Here is a 24,872-nt window from a genome sequence, read left to right on the forward strand (position 1 = left end):
ATATAAAGGAGAAATACCATGTTCCAATACCAAGGCGCCTACAAGGACAACGGCAGAGATCTTCACATGAAAACGTTCTGGTCATCCGTACTGGTTTTTATCCTGATCTATGCGGCTTGCATCCTGCTGGGGCTGCTCATGATCGTGCCATTCTTCGTACTCGACACCGGCCTCGCAGTACTGCCTGCCATCGCACTCTTCCTGCTATTGATACTTACAGCAATTTTTGTCTTCTATCCATTAGCCGTCGGCATCATGCGTTATTTTGCCGCCGCATACCGCGGTCGAAACTTCAGATTCAAAGATGTCTTCAAGGTATTCAGCAAAGGGAACTACAGCAAAGTCATCAAGATGGGCCTGCTGACACTCATCGGCTACTTCATTTTCTCTTTCGCAGTCGGTATGATCGTCCAGGTGCTTACCATGGCAGTCAATGCACCACTGCTGGCGGTTTTTGATCCCTCCAATATGGAAAGCACGTCTACAGGCGGCCAGACAGGCTCGGTCGTTGCAGTGATCGTGCTCAATCTGCTGGTTGTCCTGCTTTCATACATTCCATATGTGCTGGTGACCATCTACATGTTCCTGGTCTATATGGCCTACATCGATGAACCGCTGACACCGACGACTGAAAAATTCCAGATGGCCTGGGACGTCATGTTCCGCAGTGGAGAGAGTGTCATGAAGCTGATATTCAGCAATCTGATCCTATGGGTGGTGCCGATCATCGTCTATGCACTTTTCATCATTGCTGCAGTTCTGCTCGGCGGCTTCTTCGCAGAGACGGCCTTCATCGTACTGCTTTCGGCCGGGGTCCTGTTCATGCTGATCGCCTACCTCATCGTAATGTACTTCATGGTCGGCAGCATCACAGCCTACTACTTCAAGGGCCGTGACCGGCTGGATCAGCAGCACCAGGCCCAGCCTCAGGTATGATCCTGTTCAGAAGATTGAAACTTCGGTTTCAATCTTCTTTTATATTTTAAATGGCATGTGCATGGAGTAGAATTGCAGTAGTGTCTAAAACGGAGGTGCGCAATTGAGCGAAAATAAAAAAGGCATTCTGTTTGCGCTTGGAGCCTATCTGATATGGGGATTCCTGCCCATCTACTGGAAGCAGGTTGAAGATATTTCTTCATATGAAATCATCGCCCACAGGGTGTTCTGGTCATTCATATTCATGATCGTCTTCATCATCGTGACAAACAGGATGCATCTATTCTACAAAGATCTGAAATTCATCTTCAAAGAAAAAAAGAAGATCATTGCGCTGTTTGCGGCTTCGGTCATCATCACCTCGAACTGGCTGATGTACATCATCGCTGTAAATAATGGACATATTCTGGATGCGAGCCTCGGCTACTACATCAATCCACTGATCAGCATTCTGATCGGTTTCGTCGTTCTCGGTGAACGCTTTTCAAAGCTGCAGTGGGTTGCAATCATCATCGTCTTTGCAGGGGTGGCATATCTTGCAATCGGTCTTGGTTCAGCGCCATGGATTTCGCTGTATCTGGCACTGTCATTCAGCGTCTACGGCCTGATCAAGAAGGTCATCAATATGGACGCCGTATTTGCACTTGCTGTCGAAACATTTGTACTGGCGCCATTTGCGCTGATCTATATCCTGTTCCTCGAAGGCAGTGGCGTCGGCAGCTTCGGCATCAATATGGACAGTCTCATCATGATCGGTACAGGTGTCATCACAGCAATCCCGCTGCTGCTGTTCTCACTCGGTGCACAGCGCATCCGTCTGTCACTGATCGGCATTCTGCAGTACTTTGCACCGACAATCATGCTTCTGATTGGTGTCTTCATGTATGGAGAGGCCTTTACGGATATCCATACCGTTGCCTATATCTTCATATGGGGCGGGCTTGCGCTCTACACATTCAGCCGATTCAGGGAAATGCGCAGCCAGGCTCGAAAAACACCGAGAAGGCGCGCGGGCTACTAGCATATTATTAGTGAATTGAAAAAAATCGTGATATGATTTATGGAAATCAGCGTTCTAAGGAGTAAGGAAATATGAATGTACCAAAGTATCTGCTTGCCACCGTGGCGGCAACGGCCATTCTTGCCGGCTGCCAGGAGGATGCACAGCAGGGTGATATAGAGGAGACATCAGGTGAAGCGGCACAGGAAACAACCGAAACAGCGACAGCGGAAACGGAAGACAGGCAGCTCTCGGAAATAGAGACGGACGATGCGTCGCTGTCGGCGATTCTCGAGCAGGCCGAGACGATCGAAAGCTATCAGGCGACACTTGACCTTACTGCTGTTGTCGATGGCGGACAGCCTGAAATGCTCGAAGCGGAGGTAAGGTTCAAGGATGAAGAACCACCATCCCTTCATCTGATGTCTGAAGGTGAGGACCGTACAATCTCAAAGAATGGGACGACATTCTACAATAATGGTACGGATTGGATCGACATATCCGATTCGGTCAATGTGGATCAGCTCTATCACGTCACCTACAGGAACGCAATCCTGTCATTTGCCGATATCAAGAGTGAACTTGAATCGGAGGAAAATGGAGACCAGGTGATCTATACGCTTGAAGGACAGAGCAACGAAGTGTTTGAAACGTTCGAAGAACTGTTTGCAGTGGAATTCGGAAATATCGATACTTCAAAAGTGGAGAACGATGTAGAAATTGTTGTCGGCAAAGACGATTCACTCATCCAGTCGATCACTTATGAAGCGCAAGGTGAAGACGCGGAAGGTACATATGAACTCTCCGGAGATGTCGAGTTCACATCCTTCAATGATGTAGGTGAGATAGAATTGCCCGAAGCAGTACAACAGTAGAATGAACGCCCCTGGAGCAAAGCTCCAGGGGCGTTCATTGTCTATGAAGCGATTTTCTTCTTGTTCTCGAGAATCATCCCGATAATCAGGAATGCCGCTGTATAAAGGACGACAATCAATATCGGAAAGCTGCTGTCAGTCCATGAAATATCCGGTTCTGCGTAAATCTGGGTGAAATGGTAGAGCGGCAGGTAGTGTGCAATATTCTGAGCCGTCTCTCCCATGATTTCAAGCGGGACCATGATGCCGGACATGAAGGCCATGCCGATGGCAAGGAAGTTGGCGAGACCGTTTATGATGAACTTGTTCGTCGTCAGAGCTCCGATGACATAGTGGATGGACAAGGTGAATGATGTAATCAGCACAAGTGCAATGAACATCTTTACAAGCGGTATCCCTTCAAGATGTCCTGCTCTCAGCATGATGCCACCAGAAAGCATGAAACATACAACGAACAGTCCGATGACTGTCTGTGCCGAAATCATCTGGACCATCAGAGTCCGGGTCGGCATAGGGGAGACGTCGATACGCTGTCTCAGTTCTGTCGTATTGAACTCGGACATGACGTTGCCGACGATGATGAGCAGGAAAAGCATGATCCAGTAGCCTGCGAAGCTGATGAAGGTACTCATATAGCTGAAGTTGTTCTGGGAGGCGACATCCACAGACTCGTGAAGCTCTACGGGAACTCCATCCGCAAGGAGTGCGTTCATCTGTTCGATGTCCACTTCACTGGAAGTCGATTGTTCAGCGTCCAGGAAGATGAAATAGCGGTTCACAACGTTTTCAATCTGCAGATGAGCCATGCCCCTCTGATCGCTGATGACTTCGACAGCCGGTGCGGCATCGGCAAGCCGTTCTTCGAGATTGGAAGGTATTCGAATGATGCCGTCACTGATACCAAGAAATATCTCTTCTTCGAGTGCGCCAAGATCCGTACTGTCATCCACCACCTCCACAGTATTGTCCGAAGAGAGGTAGTCTATGAATCCTCTGCTGATTTCACTGCGGCTCTGGTCGATGACTTTCAGGTCGAGCGCTTCACTTTCATAAGTCTGACGGCCGCTGTTCTGTGAAAATCCGAATGCAAAGATGAAAAAGGCGGTCAGAAAAATCAGCATCAGGTACTTATACTTCCAGAAGTGGAGGAGTATGGATTTAAATACTGTCATATTGTTTCCTCCTCAATACAAGTAGTGTCACGCCAAAGAGCAGCAGTGCATATGCCAGGAGCAGACCGATTGTTGGCAGGTAGTCACTGTAGTTGCCGAGGAAGTTGATCCTGTACATCGTATCCGTCATTCTGGCAAGCGGGTTCAAGGTGTTCAGCCACGGCATATTTTCACCGATGATTGTTCTGATTTCGGGACCCATCAGCCCGGCCAGGAACGACAGAGTAATCATGAAGATGACTGCAAAGGTCGTTTTGATATTGGCATTGATGCCTGGAATCAGACCGATGAACAGTCCAAGGCCGATTCCGGTCATGTTGGCAATGAAAATCAACAGAAGGGTCGACCACAGCTCGGTGAAGAGCGACATCTGATAGAATATGGCGATGGCCGAGAGGACAACTGTATTGGATAGTACATTCAGCAGCAGAGAGCTGGCGACACTTGAAAAGAGGAATTTGTATTTGCTGTATGGGCTGGCTGAGAATCGTGCGCCCATCAGGCTCAAGTTCGGCTGCACTGTTGAAACGAATTCGATGGCCGAAAACATGCCGTAGATGGAGATCATGCTGATCAATGCATAGAACAGTACGGTTTCCGGTTCAGCATTCTGGCTGTTCGGAATGATGTACTCCTGATCATAGTCGAAATTTTGGAAAGGGATGCCGGACGCGCTGACATTCCTGATCTGATCCAGCACCGACTGGAGAATCGTCTGGTTGATGCCCGTCTCTGTCACGAGCAGTTCAAGTTCAGTGCTGCCATGCACGTAGCCGGCCATCTCGCCTGCTTTCATCCTGTCCACAGCCTCGCTTTCACCAAGCTCCGTGAGAACGATGAAATCGATGGTGCCGAGCACTTCCGTCACGGGATGCCCGGGTTCGATACCGACTTCTATGTCTTCGATTTCCGTACCACCCATACTCGATGTGGTCATTGTGAACAGTCCGCACATCAGGAGCGGATAGCATAAAGTCCAGAACCAGTAGCCGAAGTCCTTGAAATTGATACTGATCAAGTATCTGATCATGCGTAGAATCACCATCAGTCCCTCAGCTCCTTTCCTGTGAGTTCGAGAAAGATGTCACTCAGTGTCGACCGCTCACTTGAAAGCTCCGTATAGCTCATACCTCTTGATTCCATGAACTTGATGAGATCCGGCAGATTGTTCTCCTGCTTTTCAAAATGGATCAGGTAGTTTCCATTTCTTTTTGTCACCTTTACGACGTGGGGCAGCTCTTCAAGCTGTGCCTCGATTGTCTGATCTTCTGTAATGAAGCCGACTTCAATCCGTTCTTGCGTGGAGATTGTGTTCTGCAGCTCATGGACAGTACCGGAAGCAATATTACGACCGGAATCCATGATGACCATGCGGTCGCACAGCTGCTCGGCCTCTTCCAGGTAGTGGGTTGTATAGATGATGGTCGTTCCCTGGGCTTTCATTTTACGTATGCCTTCCAGTATGAAGTTTCTGCTCTGTGCGTCGACTGCGACCGTAGGCTCATCCATGAACAGAAGCGCCGGCTTATGCGCGATTCCACAGGCAATGTTGAGGCGTCGTTTCAGGCCGCCGCTCAACTTCTTTGGAACGAACTTGCGGTACTTGCCGAGATCCACAAACTCGATCGCCTCCTCAACAAGCACCTTGCGTTTCTTGCGGTCCGTCACATAGAGTCCACAGTAGAAGTCGATGTTCTCGTAGACATTCAGCTTGTCGAAGATGGCCAGCTCCTGGGGTACGATGCCGATTCGGCTTTTGACCGCATTGTTGTTCGGATGCACCTGCTGGCCGAATATCTCGATTTCTCCTTTGTCGAAAGTAAGTAGTGACAGCATGCAGTTGATTGCAGTCGTCTTGCCGCATCCATTCGGACCGAGCAGTCCGATGATTTCTCCTTCTTTTGCTGCAAAAGAAAAATGGTCCAGTGCGATCAGCTCATTATATCTTTTGACGACGTTCTCCATTCTGATCATGGCAATATCCCCCTGTATTGATTGATGCTTTCAGTTTATACTGTTATTAAGTTCTGCGTTAGTGTATAGAATAATGACTGCACATGACATCTGTCATGAATGGGGGTGGCTGGCCTGATAAATGTAATGGAAAAGATGGTTCTTTATTTTATTCTCACGGCGTACTACTTCATCACCATTGACGAGCCGAGCCTCGTGATCGCGCTGCTTGCCTTCATCCTGTTCTTCATTGTGGATGTGTTTGAATACCGCTACAGTGTGCTTGCCGTATCAGCAGTCTATCTGGTCTTCATCTTCGCAAGCACAGAGTGGATATTCTATATGCCGCTGTTCACACTGGTGGTCGCAGTAAGATATGGAGGTATTGCCTTCGCCACGCTGGTCCTCCTTTTCATCGAAGCGGAGGTCATCCTACTGATGATTGCACTCTTCGTCCTCTACATGAGCTATCTGAGGGCAAGGCTTGATTCATATGAAAGGGAGAACCGGAAAATAAGGGATCAGCTGACGAGCGACAACCTGCTGCTTAGACGGCAGCATAATGAACTGCTTAAAAATCACGAGAAGGATGTTCATATGGCGGGGCTTAATGAGCGCAACCGTATCGCACGGGAAATGCATGACGCGCTCGGCCACTCACTCAGTACAAGCATCCTGCTGATAGAATCCCTCCAATACATAAAGGATGAAGCAAAGATAAAGCAGTCTCTTCAACTGCTGCAGGAGCGTCTGAAGGGCGGCATGGACGATATACGGACAAGCATCCATCAGCTGTATGAAACCTCGATTGACCTTGAGGCAAGGATCAGTGACTACATCAAGGAGATGGACCGGTATCACATACGACTGAGATATGACGTCACTTCCGCTCTCGACCATGAAATGAAGATGGATATATTGAGCATCATCAAGGAATCGCTGACCAACATCAGAAAGCATTCGGATGCCGAGAACGTCAGAATCGCAATCAGGGAACAGAAGGATGTCATCATAATCTCCATTAAAGATGACGGGTCGGAACGTCCTGCAGTGAAGAAGGGGATGGGGTTGCTTGCCATGCAGGAAGTGGTCGGGAAGTACAACGGCATCTTCAATACATTCCATGAGGGCGGGTTTTCAATCCACATCACATTATATAAGGAGGGGGAGAGAGATGAACATAATCATAGTGGATGATGATGCACTGGTGGTCAGCGCTCTCAGTACCATTCTCGAAGGTTCCGGCTATACCGTTGCCGCAACGGGCCGTAGCGGGGAGGAGGCGATTGAGCTGTATAGACAGTATCAGCCCGATCTACTTATGACGGATATCAGAATGGATGGTGTAACAGGGCTGGAAGCGAGCCGAAAAATACTTGAGCAGTGGGCGGATGCCAATATTCTCCTGATCACGACTTTCAAAGATGATGCGTACATCCATGAAGCACTGAAGATCGGCTGCAAGGGGTATCTTTTGAAGGATAATTTCAAGGGCATTCTTCCTGCTATCCAGGCAGTCGCTTCCGGCAACATGGTATTTGACAGCGATATTGTAAAAAGCATGGCGACGAAATCCCATTTCAAGGCGATGGAGGCACTATCAAAGCGGGAGTGTGAAATACTGGAGCTTGTTGCAGAAGGACTCAGCAACAAGGAGATTTCAGAAAAACTGTACCTGAGCGAGGGGACGGTCAGGAACTACATTTCCCAGATGCTCAACAAACTCGAACTGCGCGACCGGACACAGCTCGTAGTGTATTATTATAGAAGCTGAACTATTGACAGATAATTCTTTCTGCTTTATCATATCCATTAACCTACTAATTTAATATGAATTTAATTCTTATCCAGAGAAGCTGAGGGAGATGGCCCTATGACGCTTCGGCAGCGGGTTCTTTGAACACTGTGCCAATTCCATCAGGTGCACGCCTGGAAGATGAGAAGAGATGAATTGCAGGAAGCTCTTTTCTTATCCGAAAAGGGCTTCTATTTTTATAGATGGTTAAGCGGTTGCGGAACAGGTGATGGAAAGGATAGAGTTGCGAGCAGTAGGAGATAGACAAAGCAGGAGGAATGACTATGGCTAAAATATATGTACTGCATGAAAATCCGGAATGGACAGAACATCTTTTCAGACGTCTCGATGAACTGGGGCTGCCCTATGAGGACTGGCAGCTGTCTCAAGGTACGGTGGATCTGACAGCCACACCGCCTGAAGGCATCTTCTACAACAGGATGAGTGCCTCGTCACATACACGCGGCAACCGCTATGCACCTGAACTTTCCAATGCTGTATTGGCATGGCTTGAGCATCATGGTCGTACGGTCATCAATGGCAGCCGGGCACTTCAGCTTGAGGTGAGCAAGGTGCTGCAGTACCTGGAACTCGAGGAGCATGGTGTAAAGACACCGAAAACCGTCGCTGCAGTCGGAAAGGACCAGATACTTGAAGCTGCAAGGCAGTTCGAAGGTCAGTCCTTCATCACAAAGCACAACCGTGCTGGAAAGGGTCTTGGTGTCCAGCTGTTCGATTCCATCGAGGTACTCGAAAGATATGTAGAGAGTGATGCGTTCGAGGCGCCGGTCGATGGCGTGACGCTGCTCCAGGACTACATCAAGTCTCCGGAATCCTTCATTACGCGCTGTGAGTTTGTTGGCGGTGAATTTGTCTATGCCGTCCGTGTCGATACGTCGGAAGGGTTTGAACTATGCCCTGCAGATACATGCTCGATCGAGGATCTGTTCTGCCCGGCAGACAGTGCACCTGCCGAGACGCCGAAGTTCAGAATCGTCCAGGACTTCGACCACCCTGTACTCGAGAAATACAGGCAGGTCCTGAAATCCAATGACATCCAGGTCGCAGGCATCGAATTCATCCAGGATGAGGCAGGAAACATCTACACTTACGATATCAATACGAATACAAACTATAACAGCGATGCAGAAGCGGAAGCGGGCCAGTTCGGCATGCTTGAACTTGCAAAGTTCCTGAAAAGCGAGCTTGAAGCGGTGACAAAGACATCGGTTTCTGCATCGAAATAATCGATGGCAGTTAAAAACCTCATCCACAGAATGAGGTTTGAGGAAGTAGAAATAAGAGCAGCGAAAGTCGGAAATATCGTGGAATTTGATGATATGAGAGGCAAAGTCGAGAAAGTGAATGAAAACTCGGTCATCGTCAATGGCGTTTCAGGTTTGTTGGGGGTGGGCGAGTGGGAATGAGGTTGGCCCTCCAACTTGCCATGGCACCGCCCGCGATGGTGAATTAATCTCCTAACTTGCCATGGCACCGCCTACGATGGTGAGTTGATGCCATCACCCCACCCCACCCCGCCCAATCCCAAAAAAAAGACTGAAGACATGTCATTTTATAATGACTTTGTCTACAGTCTATAACCTCATCCACAGGATGAGGTTTGCTTTTATCCACTTGCTACAAAGCCCTCAGGCCTTGTCGTCCTTCATTCCGACAAATCTTACCTGCTCGATGGATGAAGTCCGAATTTTGCCATGTGGATCCTTTTCGACCAGCTGGAGGTCCTGGGCGAAAGTATCACCGATGGGAATGATCATCTTTCCACCGGGTGAGAGCTGACGGACGAGGGCAGCGGGGAGTTCCTTGGCGGCCGCAGTCACCATGATCCGGTCATAGGGCGCATGTTCCTCCCAGCCGAGATTGCCATCACCATAGTGGAAGTGGATATTGGAAAATCCCTCTGCCGCCAGTTTTTCTTTGGCACTTTCATGAAGTGCTCTGATTCTTTCAACGGTATACACTTCATTTGAAAACTTGGCGAGAAGTGCTGTCTGGAAGCCGGAGCCGGTTCCGATCTCAAGCACCCTTTGGTCTGTTCCAAGCTCGAGGCGGATGGTCATTGCAAGTACGAGGGAAGGCTGGGATATCGTCTGACCATGACCGATGGAGAAAGGCATATCCATTTCCGCCTGTTCCTTATGCCGGTCCATAAACCTGCTGCGGTCGAGTGTCTGAAAAAATGCTGTAATTTCTTTGGCATCATATTTCATGAGTCTCACCTTCCTTTTTAAGTGGCTACCCTGAAAAACGACAAACAATACAGTCGGGCATTTCAATCTCCATCATCTGATCGGAATCAGATATGTTTCAATGAAGTCGCGCTGCTCTTCGAATTTTGGTGGCAGGGACAGATTCTCTCCCAGTGATTCCACAGGTTCATCAACATCGAAGCCTGGACCGTCCGTGGAGATTTCGACTGTAATATTGCCCACCGTAGTAATATAGAGTGCTTTGAAGTAGTGACGGTCGACGATGCCGGAATTCCGCCAGTTTTCCTGATCGACCTTCTGCTTCATTTCAAGCAGGGCATCCTCATCATCCACACGCAGGGAGAAATGATGGACACTGCCATAGCCTTCCTTTTCCAGCTGGCTGTTACGCTGTTCGATGACATACACGCTGCCGTTGCCGACGTTGACTACAGCTTCAGTAGCATCATCATCGAATTCACCTTCAACCCGACCTCCGAGCAGTTCCAGAAACTGGACCATCGGCTTGATGTACTGCACGGTCACTTCGACGGCACCGATGGAAGTGATGGCATACTCATTGGGTATTTCGGGATGGTCATTCGGCGTAGTGTGTTCATCACTCTGTTCGACAATCAGCGCAAGCCGCTGCCTTTCGTTATCTTCGAATTTCATGATGGTCCTGCCAAACTGCTCGATGATGCCTTCATGATAGACGCCTTCATCCGCAAAGCGTTCCTTGAAGAATTCGAGTGCCTCTCTCGTCGGTACCCGGAAATAGGTTCTCGAGATGCTGTTGGTGCCAGACTGGTACTGCGGTGCATTCACGATTTCAAAGAATGTGATATCTGCGCCCGGGGTGCCCATGTAGTCGGCATAAAAGAGGTGATACATGCTTGTATCGTCCTGGTTCACTGTCTTCTTCACCAGTCGCAATCCAAGAATGTCCGTATAGAATTCGTGGTTGTCGAGTATCTCCCTGGTGATGGAAGAGACGTGATGGATACCTTTTACTGTCATAAATATCGCTCCTTCTGTGTCTATTGCTTCAAGTATATTATAGTAATAGGGTAAACTCTAATAAAGGAGGACGTGACAATGGAACATCTATTCATAAAAGCAAAAAACGGCAAGCAGAATACGCTGATCCTTTTCCATGGCAGCGGGGGCAGGGAGACGGATCTGCTTGAAGTTGCCACAATGGTGGACGGATCAGCAAATATACTGGCTTTGCGCGGTGATGCCGATGATGATGGGCAGGTCCGGTTTTTCAAGCGTCAGGGCAGAGGGCATGACATGGAGAGCCTGAACGCCGAAGGAGAAAAGATCTCCGGGCTGCTCGAACATCTCGCGCACGAGTATGGACTGGATCTTGAAAAGGCGATCTACATCGGCTATTCGAACGGTGCCAACATGGCTGCACATCTGGTGTTCAATCATCGAATCCCGGTCGCCGGAGCGATGCTGATGCATCCGGCATATAAAGGCGAGGTGCCCGAGAAGGCGGAACTGCTCGGCAAGAAGATACTGCTGACAGCCGGCGCCCGCGATATGGTGGCGACAGCGGGGGAAGCCTATCAGCTGAAGCAGAAGCTTGAACTGAAAGGGGCATCGGTGGACGTCAAACTGACCGATGGGGGTCATGAAATCGTTTCTGAAGAGCTGATGGAAGGTCACGTCTGGTACCTTAAAGTAAAATAGGATCCCTAATCGAGATATCTTTCCATAAGGTAGCGTTCAAGACCGCCTTCATCACATGTATGTGAAGTGATATCATCCGCTTTTTCCTTGATGGGCTCGGGCGCATTCTTCATTGCTGTGGATCGTCCGGCCCTCTCGAACAGGGGCAGGTCGTTCATCGAGTCGCCGATTGCGTGCACGTCCTCGAAACTGAGGTCATAGTGATCCAACAGAATCTCGAGGCCATTCGCCTTATCGCGGCCATTCAGCATGAGTTCTGCATTGTGGCGGCTTGTCGTATAGAGTGCATAGATGGACTTATCCTGGTGGTTTTCGAGGTAGTCGTACCAGTCTCTTATCTTCTTCATATCGGTGCTGAAGAAGAACATCTTCACAACGTGTTCGAACGTAAGCTTTTCCACCCATTGCGTAGTGCTTTGTAGTGTCTCTTCTGCATAGCGGTACTCAGCATTCATCATGGTTTCAGGCTGGTCCTGGCCGAGATCTTCATATACATATGCCTGATCCTGCAGCAGTGTCCGGCTGGAGTGCTCGAGTGTATGGATTTCATAGTATATCTCCTTGCTTCTGGCCTCTTCGACCATCCGTGCCACAAATTCCGGTTCGAAAGAAGCGGATTCAACGAGTCTGCCATCGATGTAGATGCCCATGCCGCTGGCTGCAACATAACCATCGAGGGGACACCCTTCTGGTGTGATGCTGGTGATTTCATGCGGCGTCCGTCCTGTTGCAAAAAAAATGAGAAAGCCCCGTTTTTTCAATTCAACCAGTGTTTCGACCAGACTTTGGGAAAAGTTCCCGCTATGATCGAGAATGGTGCCATCCATATCGAGCGCTAATGCTTTCATTCTATCTCTCACTCCAATTTATCTTTTTTAAGGCACTGCCGTGTCCAGTGCAGATATGTTAAAATGTTTCTATTATTCTATCACGGGGGGATATCATGGCACAGACAGCTTTGAAAAGATCCATCATGGACGGGGTGACCATCGGCATGGGATATCTTCCTGTTGCGATTGCGTTCGGAATCAGTGCAAAACCGCTCATGTCTCTTCTGGATACAGTACTGATGAGCTTCATGATCTACGGAGGTGCGAGCCAGTTCCTTGTTCTGCAGATGCTCACATCAAGCAGTGCACTGGCCATCACCATTGCTGTATTCGTGCTCAATTCGAGACATTTTGTCATGGCGTTCAAGGTCAACTACGACCTTAAGCATGAAACATTTCTGAAACGGCTGATCCTCTCGTCCTATGTGACGGATGAATCATTTGCGGTGACTGCAAACAGCACCCGGGAACAGCGCACATTTCTGAACTATTTTGCGACCTTCATCATCGCCTACCTGTTCTGGGTCATATTCTCCGGCGTGGGGTATCTCGCCGGAGAATGGATGAGTGACGAATGGATCGTCGCCAGCGGCATCGCCCTCTATGCACTATTCATCGCATTGCTGATTCCGGCTGTCAGAGTCCATTACAAATATGGCATTGTTGCGGTATTCGGCATGGTGCTGCACTATATCATGAGCATCATTCCCGCGTTTCCATCAGGCATTGCCATCATTGCCGCCATACTGCTTGCCGCTCTGCTTGGCCTGATTCTCGAACGATCGGAGGTATACAATTGATCCTGCTTATCGCTGCGCTTTGTGCTGTCACCATCATACCACGGATCATCCCGGCATTTATTGTCGATCGTCTGGTGCTGCCCGAATGGTGTGTTACATACTTGAATTATATCCCCTATGCAGCGCTCGGTGTACTGATCTTCCCCGGCATTCTCACCGCCGTCGAGCACCCTGTGCATGGCGTGCTCGGTGGGGGTTTTGCGGTCATACTGGCACTGCTGCGTGTCCCGCTGTTCTTCATCGTACTTGGATCGATTATATTCATATACATTATCATGCTATAGAAGGATGACACGAAATGAATGAATTCATCTTTATCTTCACCAGCATTATTCTGCCCATCGGGCTCATTGTGGGCACAGGCCATGTCATCCAGTTGAAGTTCAAACTCGACCGTTCGACACTTGCAAAGCTTTCCATCCACTACGTCATGCCGGCCTTCATTTTCATGAGCCTCTACGAATCTTCCATCGACTTCTCCCTGTTGTTTGGCGTCATGCTGTTTCTGATCCTGTATGCCTTGCTGTCCTTCATCCTGTCCCGTCTGATCGCAAAGGCCATGAAACTCGACAAGGACCGGACCGTGCTGTTCACCAACGCCAACCTGTTCTATAATGCCGGAAACTACGGAGTGCCGGTGAATGATCTTGTGTTCAGAAGCGACCCGTATGCCATGAGCATCCAGGTGATTCTGGTCGTATTCCAGAACATGTTCGCCTTCTCCTACGGCATCTTTTCACTCAGCGCAAAGAATGTGGGCCGGGCAAAGGCGCTTTTGTCATACTTCAAGATGCCCATCTTCTACGGGCTCCTGCTCGGTCTCATATTCAACTATTTCCATCTGCCGATGCCCGCTCCGTTTGAAACCGCGCTCGACTACATGAGGAATGTCATGATCGGACTTGTCCTGTTCATCCTCGGCGCGCAGATTGCCGGAATAAGATTCAGCCGTCTGAGGTGGAGTGCATTCGTCGGTGCGCTGGCGCGGCTCATCATCGGCCCGGCACTGGCTTTCGCCATGCTCATGTTGTTCAATATGGAAGGTGTTGTGGCGCAGGTGATACTGATCACATCTGCCATGCCGGCTGCGGTCAACAGCTCAATCATCGCCCAGGAGTATAGTGATGATCCGGAGTATGCAGCTGAAATCGTCATGATGAGTACACTGCTCAGTTCGGTGACGGTTTCAGCCATCATCTACATTGCCCTGGCCGTTTTCTGATTATTTATCAATGACCGCAGCAATGTGGTAAAATGAAGGGTAGAATCAGGAGCGAGGAGTTTTCTAATATGGAAAATGCAAAAACCTATCTGAAAGACTACAACATGACCGATCTCAAGCGTCTGGCACGTACGATTTCAATCAAGAACTTTTCCAAATACAAGAAAAGTGAACTGATCGATGCAATCGTCGAACAGCAGTATACAAGCGAGACGGCAGAGTATGCCTATAAATATATCGATGACCGTTCTTTTGCAACATGGGAGCAGTCCAAATCAGAACCGGCAGCCACGTACAATCTTGAGGACCTGTTTGGACTCTATATCATGGGATATGCCTTTGAGGATCCGGCGCAGGAAGATGACTTTTTCATTGCGGAAGGTGTACCGGAACTGTTCGACAAGGTGGATAGCGAGGAGGGACGTGAAGCGCGTCTGGCCATCCAGCGCAAGCTCAATCTTGTCCGGGCAGCTCTTCATCTCTATGGCATCGTCAGCTTCGAGCAGCTGATCCATCTATTCAAAAAGTACTACGGCATGGAGATGGACGCGAAAGCGCTTGTTGAATTTCTCGAGCGTTCACCTTATGATATTTCAATCGATCAGGATAACCAGCAGATTGTCATTGATGATATGAACTACAACCAGTATGAAATGGTGCGCAGGCTTCAGGGCGACCGTCCATACTATGAGCCGGAATTTGCGAAGTTCATCAAATTCAGCGACCCGAACTATATTGATGAGTCGAAGCACCACAGGCAGCTGAAGGAATGGGTCGAATCGAATGTGGATGTTCCATCAAACAAGCATCATAGCGTATATATTTCACTCCTGCAGCTCATCATGCAGGGAGCAAAACGGGATGAAGTCGTCAAATACTTGATGACTCTGAATGTGGAATTCAGCAGTGCCGATGCGCAGCGCGCGTTCTTCGATAATATTGCCGGTATCGTGGAAAATACACGGCACTTCAAATATCGGGGCCATAAGGAGTCTGAACTGAAGACTCAGACGGTCGTAAACGAAGTCAAAGTGGGCAGAAATGATCCATGTCCGTGCGGCAGCGGTAAAAAATATAAAAAATGCTGTGGGAAATAATTTTATCAAGTCCTGCTGAAATGGCAGGACTTATTCATATCAATATATGATTGAATTTTCAAAAAGGGGAGTACATATGAATCATTACAGTTATCCATATCTCAATCGACGTTTCAGTGTCTACGCAAAAAACGGCATGGTGGCCACAACCCATCCGCTCGCAACCGATGCCGGCATCGAAGTGATGAAGCAGGGCGGCAACGCCATGGACGCAGCCATTGCAACAGCTGCCACCCTGACCGTCGTCGAACCGACAAGCAATGGCATCGGAGGGGACGCCTTCATGATCGCATGGATGAACGGCAGGCTGCATGGCATGAATGCCAGCGGACGTTCTCCTGGAATGCTGAACATGGAAGCAATCAAACAAAAAGGGTTTGATGAAATGCCGAAGTTCGGCTGGCTGCCGGTCAATGTACCCGGTGTTCCGAAGGCATGGGCCAGCCTGGTCAATGATTTCGGCAATCTGACGCTCAAGGAAGTACTGGCACCGGCAATCCGGGCTGCACGCGAAGGGTTTGCCATCACCCCGGTCGTCGCCAAATACTGGCAGGCTGCCTATCAGAACTACAGCCGGCAGGTCGAACAGTTTGAAGAGATCAAGCCGTGGCTCGAAGTATTCGGTACAGCGACTGCCGGTGAAATAAAGACATTGCCGCATCATGCAGATACTCTCGAAGAAATTGCCGAGACAGACGCCAAAAGTGTATATGAAGGCGGTTTGGCTGAACGCATCATCAAATACAGTGATGAAACGGGCGGACTGCTGACACACGAAGACCTGAGGAATTTCGAAGTCGAGTATGTGGATCCGATCAGTATGAGCTACAAGGGGCATGAAATTCATGAAATTCCGCCCAATGGCCAGGGCATAACCGCCCTGATGGCGCTCGGCATGCTGAAGAATGATACGTTTGGTGCATTGGACGAACGGACGTACCATCATCAGATCGAGGCGATCAAGCAGGCGTTTGCAGATACGACGACATATGTCGCAGACCCTGCCCATATGAAGACGAAAGTGTCCGATCTGCTGGATGAAAAATATCTGGAACAGCGGCGCAGCGAGATTACAGAGCAGGCTGAACTGAGAGAGCACGGGGATCTGCCCGAGGGCGGTACAATCTACCTTGCAACGGCGGATAAGGAAGGCAACATGGTGTCCTATATCCAGAGCAACTATATGGGATTCGGTTCCGGTGTCGTCATCCCGGAAACCGGTCTCGCGCTGCATAACAGGGGGCACAACTTCTCGATGGATGAGACCCATGCCAACTATGTCGGCGGCGGCAAGAAGCCATTCCATACCATCATTCCGGGATTCATCACGAAGGCAGGAAGACCCGTGGGACCATTCGGCGTCATGGGTGCCTTCATGCAGCCTCAAGGCCACCTACAGGTCGCCATGAATCTGATCGACTACGGCATGAATCCGCAAAGTGCACTGGATGCACCGAGGTGGCAGTTCAAGTCCGGCATGGACATAGACGTCGAGGATCGCTTTGATGCCGATCATGCGCGGGCACTGGCACGTCGGGGACATAAGATCAGTGTCAATCTCGAGCCGAACAGTTTTGGACGTGGACAGGTCATCATCCGTGGCGAGGACGGTGCACTGATCGGCGGTACCGAATCACGGACGGACGGTTCAATATCTATCTATTAGGAGAACACGATGCATTTTAAAATTTTCTGGGCATTTTTCAAAGTAGGCATGCTGGGGTATGGTGGCGGTCCCGCCTCCATACCTCTCGTACATAAAGAAGTGGTGGGAACGTACAAATGGATGACGGACGAGGAGTTCCAGGACGCACTCGCCATCGGCAACGTGCTGCCGGGACCAATTGCGACCAAGCTTGGTGGCTATATCGGCTATCTTCAAAAAGGATGGCTCGGACTGGTGAATGCCGTTTTCGCAACAATTCTTCCGACGATCATCCTGATGATCATACTGCTCAAGCTCTTCACCGAGTTCAAGGATCTCGGCTGGGTACAGGGGATGAGCCATGGTGTCATGCCGGTTGTCGGTGTGATGCTGTTCATACTGACATATGAATTTCTGGCCAAGGCGAAAGCAAAGACGACGTGGCAATTTCTCATTCTGTTCACACTCGTCTCGTTCGTTCTGCTGGCAGTGCTTGAAATACATCCCGCCATCATCATTCTGCTGATTGTTGCCTTCAGCCTCCTCAGGAAGGAGGGACGCATATGATCTATCTGAAGATATTTCTCGCCTTCTTCATCCCCGGTGTGCTGGGATACGGCGGCGGCCCCGCCTCGATTCCGCTTGTGGAGCAGGAAGTGGTACAGAACTACGGGTGGATGACTTCCCAGGAGTTCGCAGAAGTACTGGCCCTCGGTAATGCACTGCCGGGTCCGATCGCCACCAAGATGGCCGGGTTCATCGGCTTTGAAGTCGGTGGCGTACTCGGTGCCACGGTCGCCGTTACAGCTACAGTCATGCCGTCGCTGCTGCTCATGGTCTTTTTGGCCGGTCTTTTGTACAGACTCAAAGGCACGAAGAAATTCGACACATTGACCACACTGATCCGACCGGTCATTGCGATACTGCTCGGCATCATTGCGTTCGATTTCTTCAGCAGTTCCTTCATCGATTCAGGCATGGTCCATACACTCATACTGATTGCAGCAAGCTTTCTGATGCTGACGAAGTTCAAGATCCATCCCGCACTCGTCATCATTTTCGGGCTGGTGTATGGTGCGCTGTTACTGTAGAGCATGGTGTATTGCAAATAGCTGAAATAAGTAATAAAAATCATTGATGGGGTGGGTTGATGATGAAGAAAGTACTGGTCGCCGGAGCTGCAGATATCTCGGACGTTTTGCTGTAAAATCATTCAAGCAGTCGGGACAGTGCTGGTCAAATCACAGAAGAAATAGCCTCGAGCATACCATGGTATGCTCGAGGCTATTGGTTTTTCAACCGGTCGGGTGATTATGATGTTTTCTTTTTCCGCTCCAGAACTATAGGCGTCATGTTAAGCAGGATGGAGACAATGGTCAAAAACCATAATGCCCTGCTGAAGTTGGGTACTTCCGATACAGCCGACCAGTCTTCCTTTTTTGCCCACTCTGACACAAGGCTGTATTCGGCACAAAGTGCTAATGCTGTAAATGATAACCCCATCGCCATAGCGAGCTTATAATCCTTCCCTGCTTTATACAGATAAAGATTTATAAAAGTTGCGACTATAGCAATGACCCCTAATATGATCCACATGACAAGACCTCCGTTTTAGAATACTGTTCGACTTGGACAGGTATCTGCACTCAATGCTAACAGAGCCTATTGAATGGATGAAACGCTTTATACCTCATTACGCAAGTGGACTACTTTCTTCTGAACCGGCTGAACGCTGTATTGATGAATGCTTGCACACCCTCTACCTTCAACAGGATGATTCCGGTGAAATAGATTGCCACCGTTATGAAGATGGCGGCAATCATACTGATGTAGAGTCCGGCAGCAGCTTCCAATGCATCAAATAGCAGGAAGGCGGCCCCTGCTGCGATGACTGCTGCACCGGTCATCTTGATGACGGAAGGAATGAGTGTCCGGAGGTTCAGGCGGCCAAGTTTTTTGCGCAGCTGGTATGTCAGCAGCACGACGGTGATCAGTGATGAGATGCTGGTTGCGAGTGCCAGTCCACCTATCCCGAGTATCGGTGCAAGTAGGAAGTTCAGGACAAGGTTGATGCCCATGGCGATTGCGCTGTTGATCATCGGCGTTTTCGTATCCTGCAACGCGTAGAATACGCGTGTCAGCACCAGGTTGACGCCGGTACCTGCCAGTCCGATGGCATAGAAGAAGAATGCTGATGTCGTGAGGGCGACTGCTGTTTCATCGAATGCACCCCGGTCGAACAGGAGGCGGACGATCGGTTCTGCAAGCACCATGGCACTGACGGTTGCCGGAATGATAAGAATGAGGACACCGAGCACTGTCTGGTTCATTGTATGCTTCAGCCCCTCCATATCCCCTTTGGCACCTTTTCTTGAAATATCCGGGTAGAATACCGTAACAAAGGAAGCGACAAATATGCCGATGAAGGCGGTATTCATCGTATTGGCATAGTTGATGGACGAAATGCCGCCGACAGTGATCCAGGAGGCAAGTGAGCGGTCGACAAGACGGTTGAGCTGGGAGACACTGGTGCCGAGTATGACCGGAAAGGCGAGTGCTGCCATCTCCTTGATATGTCTGTCCTTTGGCTTGAATATCGGTTTGAACCTGAAAGCATGCCGATGGGAGAAGAATATAATGATGAGAAACTGTACAAACAGGGCCGTGACATTAGCTATGGCGAGTACGAGGATCCAATCTGTGCGGCTGCTTATGATGATGGCAGCAATCAGGACGAAGTTCATCGGGATGCCGATCAATGAAGGCACTGCGAATATTTTATTGTAGTTCAGATAGGCACTGAGAATGCGGATGATGATCGTGAAGTAGATGCCGAAAATGCTGAAGCGGGTGAACAGTACGGCAAGGGCCAGTGTTTCCCCCTCAAATCCGATGGCGAATACTTTCACCAGGTACTCGGTGAAAATCAATGCGAGTATGACGATGGCAGTGGTGCCTACCAGCAGTACGTTGATCAGGTTGTTCGTATAGTTTATTCCAGCTTGTAATCCAAGCTCATTTTCAACACGGGAGTAGAGTGGGATATATCCTGTTGAAATGCCGGCCGCAATCACACCGAAGACGATGGTCGGAATGCTGTTTGCAAGCAGGAAGACGTCACTGATTTCGGATGCGCCATAGAAGTAGGCCAGTGTCAGATCTCTGAAGAATCCCGAAATCTTGGAGACGATGGTCAGAATCATAAGTAGTATGACTGCTTTTTTCATATGTTCACACAGGTCTAATCTTCAGATATGAATATCTGATCTCTGAATCTGAGCATTCTTGTATTCCAGACAGGTTCTACAGGAACCGTATTGCCGAGATGGAAATACTCGATGAACAGTGACGGGAAGTTGACGTTTGCACCGAGACTCATGACCTGGCTGCCGCAGAAGCGGGGATTGATGTCAGTGAGTTTATAGCCGGTCTCGCTCTCCATGAACTGGATGTTGATGAATCCGTCCGTAACAAGGCTTTCGGTGATCTCCTTTGAAGCCTGGATCAGACCTTCATGATGGACGACTTTGCCATCCAGTACAATGTTGTTGGAAACACCGGTCCGTTCTCTTGGTACAGCAACAATGACCTGGCCGCGGTAGAGATGGACATCGACACTGTATTCCTTGCCTTCGATACGCTCCATTGCAAGCTTCCGTGCATCGGCATCAATGATTTCGCAGTAGTCGTCGAAGTCGATGACGTGCTTTCTCGCCTGTTTCAGTGCAGACAGGTAATTTGCCCTGTCGGTCAGGATGGCGAATCCAAGGGAAGCGTAGCTGTCCACAGTCTTGACGACAAAATGCGAATCTTCCTTGAACAGTGATTCTTTGATTTCCAGCAGTTCCTCCCTTGAATTGAATCCTCTATATACTGGAATGTACTTGCCGAGTCCCAATGCCTCAAGCTTCTGATATGCCTGCTCCTTATGCATAAGTGTTTCGAAATCATCGCTGTTCGGCAGGGCAATGATGGGTTTGAATGCGTCGCGATGCTTATGAAAGATGCGCACCTCTTCGTGAAGAGAGGGGAAGATGACATCTATCTTTTCTGCTTCAGTAATTTCCTGTAGCGCAGATAAGTACTTTTCTGTGTCGGTATAGCGGGGCGCCTGATATGTACAATCGCATAGATGATGTCCAGCTGTGACACCACGTCTGTCGACACCGATGATTCTGATATCCTGCCTTTTTTTAAGACCTTGAATGATGCCCTGGGCAATGGGTCCGCCGATGCCGGTCAACAAAACATTTATTCTATTCATTTTCAAAAACTCCTTAAGTGGACAATCGCTGTAAATTCATACTGTGATGAATTTTCTTATTATATATTTTAACAGAAACGTCAAAGGCTATGAGGATGAATCAGTTATTTGTAATATGTTTGATATATATGAGAGAAGTGGAATATGATAAGGGATGAAAACAACTTTGAAGGGATTGAGGGACATGGGTATATCGATTGAAGATACATACACATTGAATAACGGTGTGGAGATGCCGATCATCGGCCTTGGTGTCTACAAGGTCGAGGAAGGCGACCAGATGAAAGAAGCAGTACTGGCTGCACTTGAAGCGGGCTACAGGCACATTGATACTGCTTCTTTCTATGGCAATGAAAAAGGTGTAGGGGAAGCAATCAGAGCATCCGGGCTGCCAAGGGAATCGCTGTTCATTACGACGAAAGTGTGGAACGATGACCTCGGTTATGAGGAGACTCTGAAGGCTTTTGACATCAGTCTCCAGAATCTCGGGCTCGATTATCTGGATCTCTACCTGATCCACTGGCCGATCGAGGGGAAATACACGGAGGCATGGCGGGCGTTTGAAAAATTGTACGACGAGGGCAAGGTGAAGGCGATCGGCGTCAGCAATTTCCACGAGCAGCATCTTGAGGATATATTTGCGATGTGCCGCGTGAAACCGATGGTGAACCAGCTGGAATATCATCCATATCTTGCCCAGAAGAAGATGCGTTCCTATTGTGAATCCCATGACATCCGGCTGGAGGCATGGGCACCGCTCAATCGTGGAGGTGTGTTTGAAGAGGCGGTCATCCAGGAGCTGGCGGAGAAGTACGAAAAGACGCCGGCACAGATCATTCTGAGATGGGACGTACAGAACGGTGTATCCACGATTCCGAAATCCGTATCACCGTCACGCATCAAAGAAAATATCGATATCTTCGATTTTACGCTTGATGAGGAGGATATGAAACGGATTGATGGTCTCGACAGGAATCAGCGCATCGGCAAGAACCCTGATAATTTCAGCTTCGATGAATAAGAAAACTGTCCGGAGTCATTCCGGACAGTCAGACTGTAGACAAAGTCATTGCAGAATGACATGTCTGCAGTTTTTTTTGGGGATGAGGAGGTGATGGCGCTAATTCACCATCGTGGGCGGCACCATGGCGAGTTAGAGCGTTAATTCACCATCGCGGGCGTCGCCATGGCAAGTTAGAGCGTTAATTCACCATCGCGGGCGTCGCCATGGCAAGTTAGAGCGTTAATTCACCATCGCGGGCGGCACCATGGCGAGTTAGAGCGCTAACTCACCATCGCAGGCGTCGCCATGGCAAGTTAGCGGACCAACTCACTGTCCGGGGTCATTCCGGACAGTTTTTATGTAGAAAATATTTCGTTTATCTTCTTCTCCAGATGGAATGGCGTATCTTCCATCACCTTCTGGATATCGTCTGCTGTTTCTGCGAGTGCATGGGTGCCGGTAAAGTAGTCACCGAGATCTGCAGTCAGCTGCCCTGATATCAGATAGCATGGTTTCCTGTGCTTTCTGGCTAGCTTGGCAACGACAGCGGGTACTTTGCCATGCAGTGTCTGACTATCGCTTCTGCCATCACCGGTGATTACAGCATCTGCTTCCATGATTGCTGTTTCGAGCTGGATCTTTTCAGCAACCAGATCACCCCCTGGCTTCATCTCTGCTCCGAGAGTCATAAGCATCCACCCGAGGCCGCCGGCAGCACCTGAGCCCGGAGCATCGGGGTCGCTTTCAGGGAATGGCTCTTTCATTTTTTGTGATAAGTGCTGAAGCATCGTTTCAAACATTTCAACCTCTTCGGGAGCAATCCCTTTCTGGGGACCGAATACCGATACGGCGCCGCTTTGGCCGAGCAGTGGATTATTCACATCGGAAGCGATGGTCAGAGTGATGCGATCAAGGGTGCGCAGGGATTCCGTATCGAATGACGAGATTTTTGGAATATCCCTGTTGAAGATGCCCGAAGGCAGACCGTCCGCTCCGGTAGCCCGGCCACCGAGTGCCATGAACATCCCATAGCCCCCATCATTTGTAGCTGAACCGCCGAGACCGAGAATGATATGCGCTGCGCCCTGATCCATCGCGTGCATGATCATCTCGCCGACACCGAATGTGGTCCGGTCCCCGGGATGGGAGTCTGTAATGAGATGAAGACCGCACGCTTCTGCCGTTTCAATGACTGCTGTGCCATCCTTGAAATAATAGACAGCTTCAACCGTGTCTCCTTCAGGCCCGGTAATGTTGACTGTAATCTGCGCATAGCCTTCATTGCTGAAGCTTTTGAGCAGCCCATCGCCGCCATCGCTCATCGGCTTTACGATGCCGGTGTGTCCCGATTTTTCGAGTGCATCCTGCATGACACGCGCCACTTCATACTGATCCAGTGTCCCTTTATAGGAGTCCGGTGCAATGACGATTTTCATTCTATCACCATCCTAATTGAAAGAAATATTAAAGTGTTCCAGTACATGACGCGGCACAAAGAAGCGTGCCGTCTTAAGCGGATCGACAACCTGGTTGATCTGCGTTTCGCCGACAAGGCTCATCAGCATCGTCATTTCGGAGAGTGTCAGACCGGTATATGGATGGAGCAGGGCAATCATCTGCTTGACCGACGCTTCAACTGCTGTATCCAGGCTTTTGTCCGAAACCATCATATGGATGCCGTCCTGGTCGATGACCACGGGGTGCTGTGTGGACAGATTTGCTGCCTTATCCAGTGTCACAGTGATTTTTGCACCGATCTCAAGACCGCTGACGCTGATTTCGCCGTCCCCCATTTTTGCGTGCACATCACCGAGACCGAACAGGGCGCCATCATGAAATACAGGCAGGTAGAGTTCGGCACCTGTCGTGATCTTCTTGCTGTCCATATTGCCGCCATGCCGTTCAGGCGTACCGTTATTGACAGGTATATTCTCCGGAGCAACACCGATGACGCCGATCATCGGGTTCAGCGGCAGTTCCAGACCGTTGAAGGAGACACGGCCACCGGCAGTATCCACGTCGAACATCTTTGCCTCCATGTGCTCGAGTGATTCCCCCATGACGCCAAGTCCCGGTCCGGTCAGCATGACACCGCTTGAATCGAGTGCGATGTCATCAATTGTGACTTTGAGTACGTCCCCGGCTTTTATACCTTCTACATGTATCGGCCCGGTGGCCGGATTGATCAGGTCCCAGTCAAGAGCGTCGAGTACTGTCTCGGCAGAAGTGATCTGGCCCTGGAAACAGTCATATGTCTCTATTTCAACCGTATCTCCCATGGCGACTGTCAGTGCGGCTTCATTATCTTTTGACATTGCGTAGTAGTAGTGTGATTTGTCCAAGGAATGTTTCATGATATCAATATGCCT

26 protein-coding genes, 1 pseudogene and 1 riboswitch are annotated in these 24,872 nt (G+C 49.4%); of the genes and pseudogenes, 16 read left to right on the forward strand and 11 right to left on the reverse strand.

Features of this window, described 5'->3' with window-relative positions:
• Positions 1-18: 18 nt before the first annotated feature.
• The 3 genes from J4760_RS07365 to J4760_RS07375 all read left to right on the forward strand — a co-directional run bounded on the left by J4760_RS07365 (position 19) and on the right by J4760_RS07375 (position 2,811).
• Entirely contained in the window at positions 19-936 is a 918-nt protein-coding gene (locus J4760_RS07365) for a hypothetical protein (protein ID WP_145289291.1), read from the forward strand.
• A gap of 103 nt (positions 937-1,039) precedes the next feature.
• Positions 1,040-1,957, forward strand: a complete 918-nt coding sequence (gene rarD, locus J4760_RS07370; RefSeq protein ID WP_145289288.1) for an EamA family transporter RarD — start codon at positions 1,040-1,042, stop codon at positions 1,955-1,957.
• A gap of 71 nt (positions 1,958-2,028) precedes the next feature.
• Positions 2,029-2,811, forward strand: coding sequence for a hypothetical protein (locus J4760_RS07375; RefSeq protein ID WP_237605286.1), 783 nt, complete (start codon positions 2,029-2,031; stop codon positions 2,809-2,811).
• Positions 2,812-2,852: 41 nt separating this feature from the next.
• On the opposite strand, the gene J4760_RS07380 is transcribed toward J4760_RS07375, so the two are convergent.
• The 3 genes from J4760_RS07380 to J4760_RS07390 are packed head-to-tail and all read right to left on the reverse strand — an operon-like array spanning position 2,853 to position 5,957.
• Positions 2,853-3,983, reverse strand: a complete 1,131-nt coding sequence (locus J4760_RS07380) for an ABC transporter permease (protein WP_237605287.1) — start codon at positions 3,981-3,983, stop codon at positions 2,853-2,855.
• On the reverse strand, positions 3,970-5,028 hold the full coding sequence (locus J4760_RS07385) for an ABC transporter permease (RefSeq protein ID WP_145289279.1): 1,059 nt from the start codon (positions 5,026-5,028) through the stop codon (positions 3,970-3,972). The genes J4760_RS07380 and J4760_RS07385 overlap by 14 nt, the downstream gene beginning before the upstream one ends.
• Entirely contained in the window at positions 5,028-5,957 is a 930-nt protein-coding gene (locus J4760_RS07390) for an ABC transporter ATP-binding protein (RefSeq protein WP_237605288.1), read from the reverse strand. Before J4760_RS07390 ends, J4760_RS07385 begins: the two co-directional genes overlap by 1 nt.
• A 126-nt stretch (positions 5,958-6,083) precedes the next feature.
• Between J4760_RS07390 and J4760_RS07395 the strand changes: the two genes are divergently transcribed.
• The 4 genes and pseudogenes from J4760_RS07395 to J4760_RS07410 form a co-directional block, all read left to right on the forward strand.
• Complete coding sequence (locus J4760_RS07395) at positions 6,084-7,133, forward strand: sensor histidine kinase (RefSeq protein ID WP_237605289.1); 1,050 nt, start codon at positions 6,084-6,086, stop codon at positions 7,131-7,133.
• Positions 7,111-7,710 (forward strand): response regulator transcription factor, encoded by a 600-nt coding sequence (locus J4760_RS07400; protein WP_145289273.1) that lies wholly within the window; start codon positions 7,111-7,113, stop codon positions 7,708-7,710. Before J4760_RS07395 ends, J4760_RS07400 begins: the two co-directional genes overlap by 23 nt.
• A 66-nt stretch (positions 7,711-7,776) precedes the next feature.
• Positions 7,777-7,879, forward strand: a riboswitch (SAM riboswitch).
• A gap of 136 nt (positions 7,880-8,015) precedes the next feature.
• Entirely contained in the window at positions 8,016-8,978 is a 963-nt protein-coding gene (locus tag J4760_RS07405; RefSeq protein ID WP_237605290.1) for an ATP-grasp domain-containing protein, read from the forward strand.
• A gap of 30 nt (positions 8,979-9,008) precedes the next feature.
• Positions 9,009-9,119: pseudogene (locus J4760_RS07410) on the forward strand (DUF2187 family protein); the annotation flags it as partial.
• Positions 9,120-9,380: 261 nt separating this feature from the next.
• Here the strand turns inward: J4760_RS07410 and J4760_RS07415 are convergent.
• Complete coding sequence (locus J4760_RS07415) at positions 9,381-9,962, reverse strand: protein-L-isoaspartate(D-aspartate) O-methyltransferase (RefSeq protein WP_237605291.1); 582 nt, start codon at positions 9,960-9,962, stop codon at positions 9,381-9,383.
• Positions 9,963-10,034: 72 nt separating this feature from the next.
• Positions 10,035-10,961, reverse strand: coding sequence for a VOC family protein (locus J4760_RS07420; protein ID WP_237605292.1), 927 nt, complete (start codon positions 10,959-10,961; stop codon positions 10,035-10,037).
• Between the two features lie 78 nt (positions 10,962-11,039).
• Here J4760_RS07420 and J4760_RS07425 point away from each other — a divergent pair, with 78 nt between their 5' ends.
• The gene (locus J4760_RS07425; protein WP_237605293.1) at positions 11,040-11,642 is read left to right on the forward strand and encodes an alpha/beta hydrolase; all 603 of its coding nucleotides are present in this window, start codon (positions 11,040-11,042) and stop codon (positions 11,640-11,642) included.
• Between the two features lie 5 nt (positions 11,643-11,647).
• Here the strand turns inward: J4760_RS07425 and J4760_RS07430 are convergent, their stop codons facing one another.
• Positions 11,648-12,490 carry an HAD-IIB family hydrolase gene (locus J4760_RS07430; RefSeq protein ID WP_237605294.1) on the reverse strand — a complete coding sequence of 281 codons (843 nt, stop codon included), beginning with the start codon at positions 12,488-12,490 and terminating at the stop codon, positions 11,648-11,650.
• Between the two features lie 95 nt (positions 12,491-12,585).
• On the opposite strand from J4760_RS07430, the gene J4760_RS07435 reads away from it, so the two are divergent.
• From J4760_RS07435 to J4760_RS07465, 7 genes are all read left to right on the forward strand, one after another.
• A complete protein-coding gene (locus J4760_RS07435) occupies positions 12,586-13,272 on the forward strand; it encodes an AzlC family ABC transporter permease (protein WP_145289256.1) in 687 nt (228 codons plus the stop codon).
• Complete coding sequence (locus J4760_RS07440; protein WP_237605295.1) at positions 13,269-13,556, forward strand: AzlD domain-containing protein; 288 nt, start codon at positions 13,269-13,271, stop codon at positions 13,554-13,556. The genes J4760_RS07435 and J4760_RS07440 overlap by 4 nt, the downstream gene beginning before the upstream one ends.
• A gap of 14 nt (positions 13,557-13,570) precedes the next feature.
• Complete coding sequence (locus J4760_RS07445; RefSeq protein ID WP_237605296.1) at positions 13,571-14,494, forward strand: AEC family transporter; 924 nt, start codon at positions 13,571-13,573, stop codon at positions 14,492-14,494.
• Between the two features lie 68 nt (positions 14,495-14,562).
• On the forward strand, positions 14,563-15,591 hold the full coding sequence (locus J4760_RS07450) for a Rho termination factor N-terminal domain-containing protein (protein ID WP_237605297.1): 1,029 nt from the start codon (positions 14,563-14,565) through the stop codon (positions 15,589-15,591).
• Positions 15,592-15,667: 76 nt separating this feature from the next.
• Positions 15,668-17,257 carry a gamma-glutamyltransferase family protein gene (locus J4760_RS07455; RefSeq protein WP_237605298.1) on the forward strand — a complete coding sequence of 530 codons (1,590 nt, stop codon included), beginning with the start codon at positions 15,668-15,670 and terminating at the stop codon, positions 17,255-17,257.
• Positions 17,258-17,266: 9 nt separating this feature from the next.
• Complete coding sequence (locus J4760_RS07460) at positions 17,267-17,803, forward strand: chromate transporter (protein ID WP_237605299.1); 537 nt, start codon at positions 17,267-17,269, stop codon at positions 17,801-17,803.
• A complete protein-coding gene (locus J4760_RS07465; RefSeq protein ID WP_145289240.1) occupies positions 17,800-18,327 on the forward strand; it encodes a chromate transporter in 528 nt (175 codons plus the stop codon). The genes J4760_RS07460 and J4760_RS07465 overlap by 4 nt, the downstream gene beginning before the upstream one ends.
• Positions 18,328-18,547: 220 nt before the next feature.
• On the opposite strand, the gene J4760_RS07470 is transcribed toward J4760_RS07465, so the two are convergent.
• From J4760_RS07470 to J4760_RS07480, 3 genes are all read right to left on the reverse strand, one after another.
• Positions 18,548-18,832, reverse strand: a complete 285-nt coding sequence (locus J4760_RS07470; RefSeq protein WP_145289238.1) for a hypothetical protein — start codon at positions 18,830-18,832, stop codon at positions 18,548-18,550.
• A 110-nt stretch (positions 18,833-18,942) separates the two neighbouring features.
• The gene (murJ, locus tag J4760_RS07475; protein ID WP_237605300.1) at positions 18,943-20,463 is read right to left on the reverse strand and encodes a murein biosynthesis integral membrane protein MurJ; all 1,521 of its coding nucleotides are present in this window, start codon (positions 20,461-20,463) and stop codon (positions 18,943-18,945) included.
• Positions 20,464-20,477: 14 nt separating this feature from the next.
• Entirely contained in the window at positions 20,478-21,500 is a 1,023-nt protein-coding gene (locus tag J4760_RS07480; RefSeq protein ID WP_237605301.1) for an ATP-grasp domain-containing protein, read from the reverse strand.
• 154 nt (positions 21,501-21,654) lie between these two features.
• On the opposite strand from J4760_RS07480, the gene J4760_RS07485 reads away from it, so the two are divergent.
• Positions 21,655-22,521 (forward strand): aldo/keto reductase, encoded by an 867-nt coding sequence (locus J4760_RS07485; protein ID WP_281287300.1) that lies wholly within the window; start codon positions 21,655-21,657, stop codon positions 22,519-22,521.
• A 338-nt stretch (positions 22,522-22,859) separates the two neighbouring features.
• Here J4760_RS07485 and J4760_RS07490 read toward each other — a convergent pair whose 3' ends face one another.
• Together J4760_RS07490 and J4760_RS07495 are read right to left on the reverse strand one after the other, a co-directional pair.
• Positions 22,860-23,939: a glycerate kinase gene (locus tag J4760_RS07490; protein WP_237605302.1), complete on the reverse strand. Its 1,080-nt coding sequence runs from the start codon at positions 23,937-23,939 to the stop codon at positions 22,860-22,862.
• A gap of 12 nt (positions 23,940-23,951) precedes the next feature.
• Entirely contained in the window at positions 23,952-24,857 is a 906-nt protein-coding gene (locus tag J4760_RS07495; protein ID WP_237605303.1) for an acetamidase/formamidase family protein, read from the reverse strand.
• Positions 24,858-24,872: the final 15 nt, after the last annotated feature.

This window comes from Salinicoccus sp. ID82-1 (genome assembly GCF_021991715.1).
Lineage (GTDB): Bacteria > Bacillota > Bacilli > Staphylococcales > Salinicoccaceae > Salinicoccus > Salinicoccus cyprini.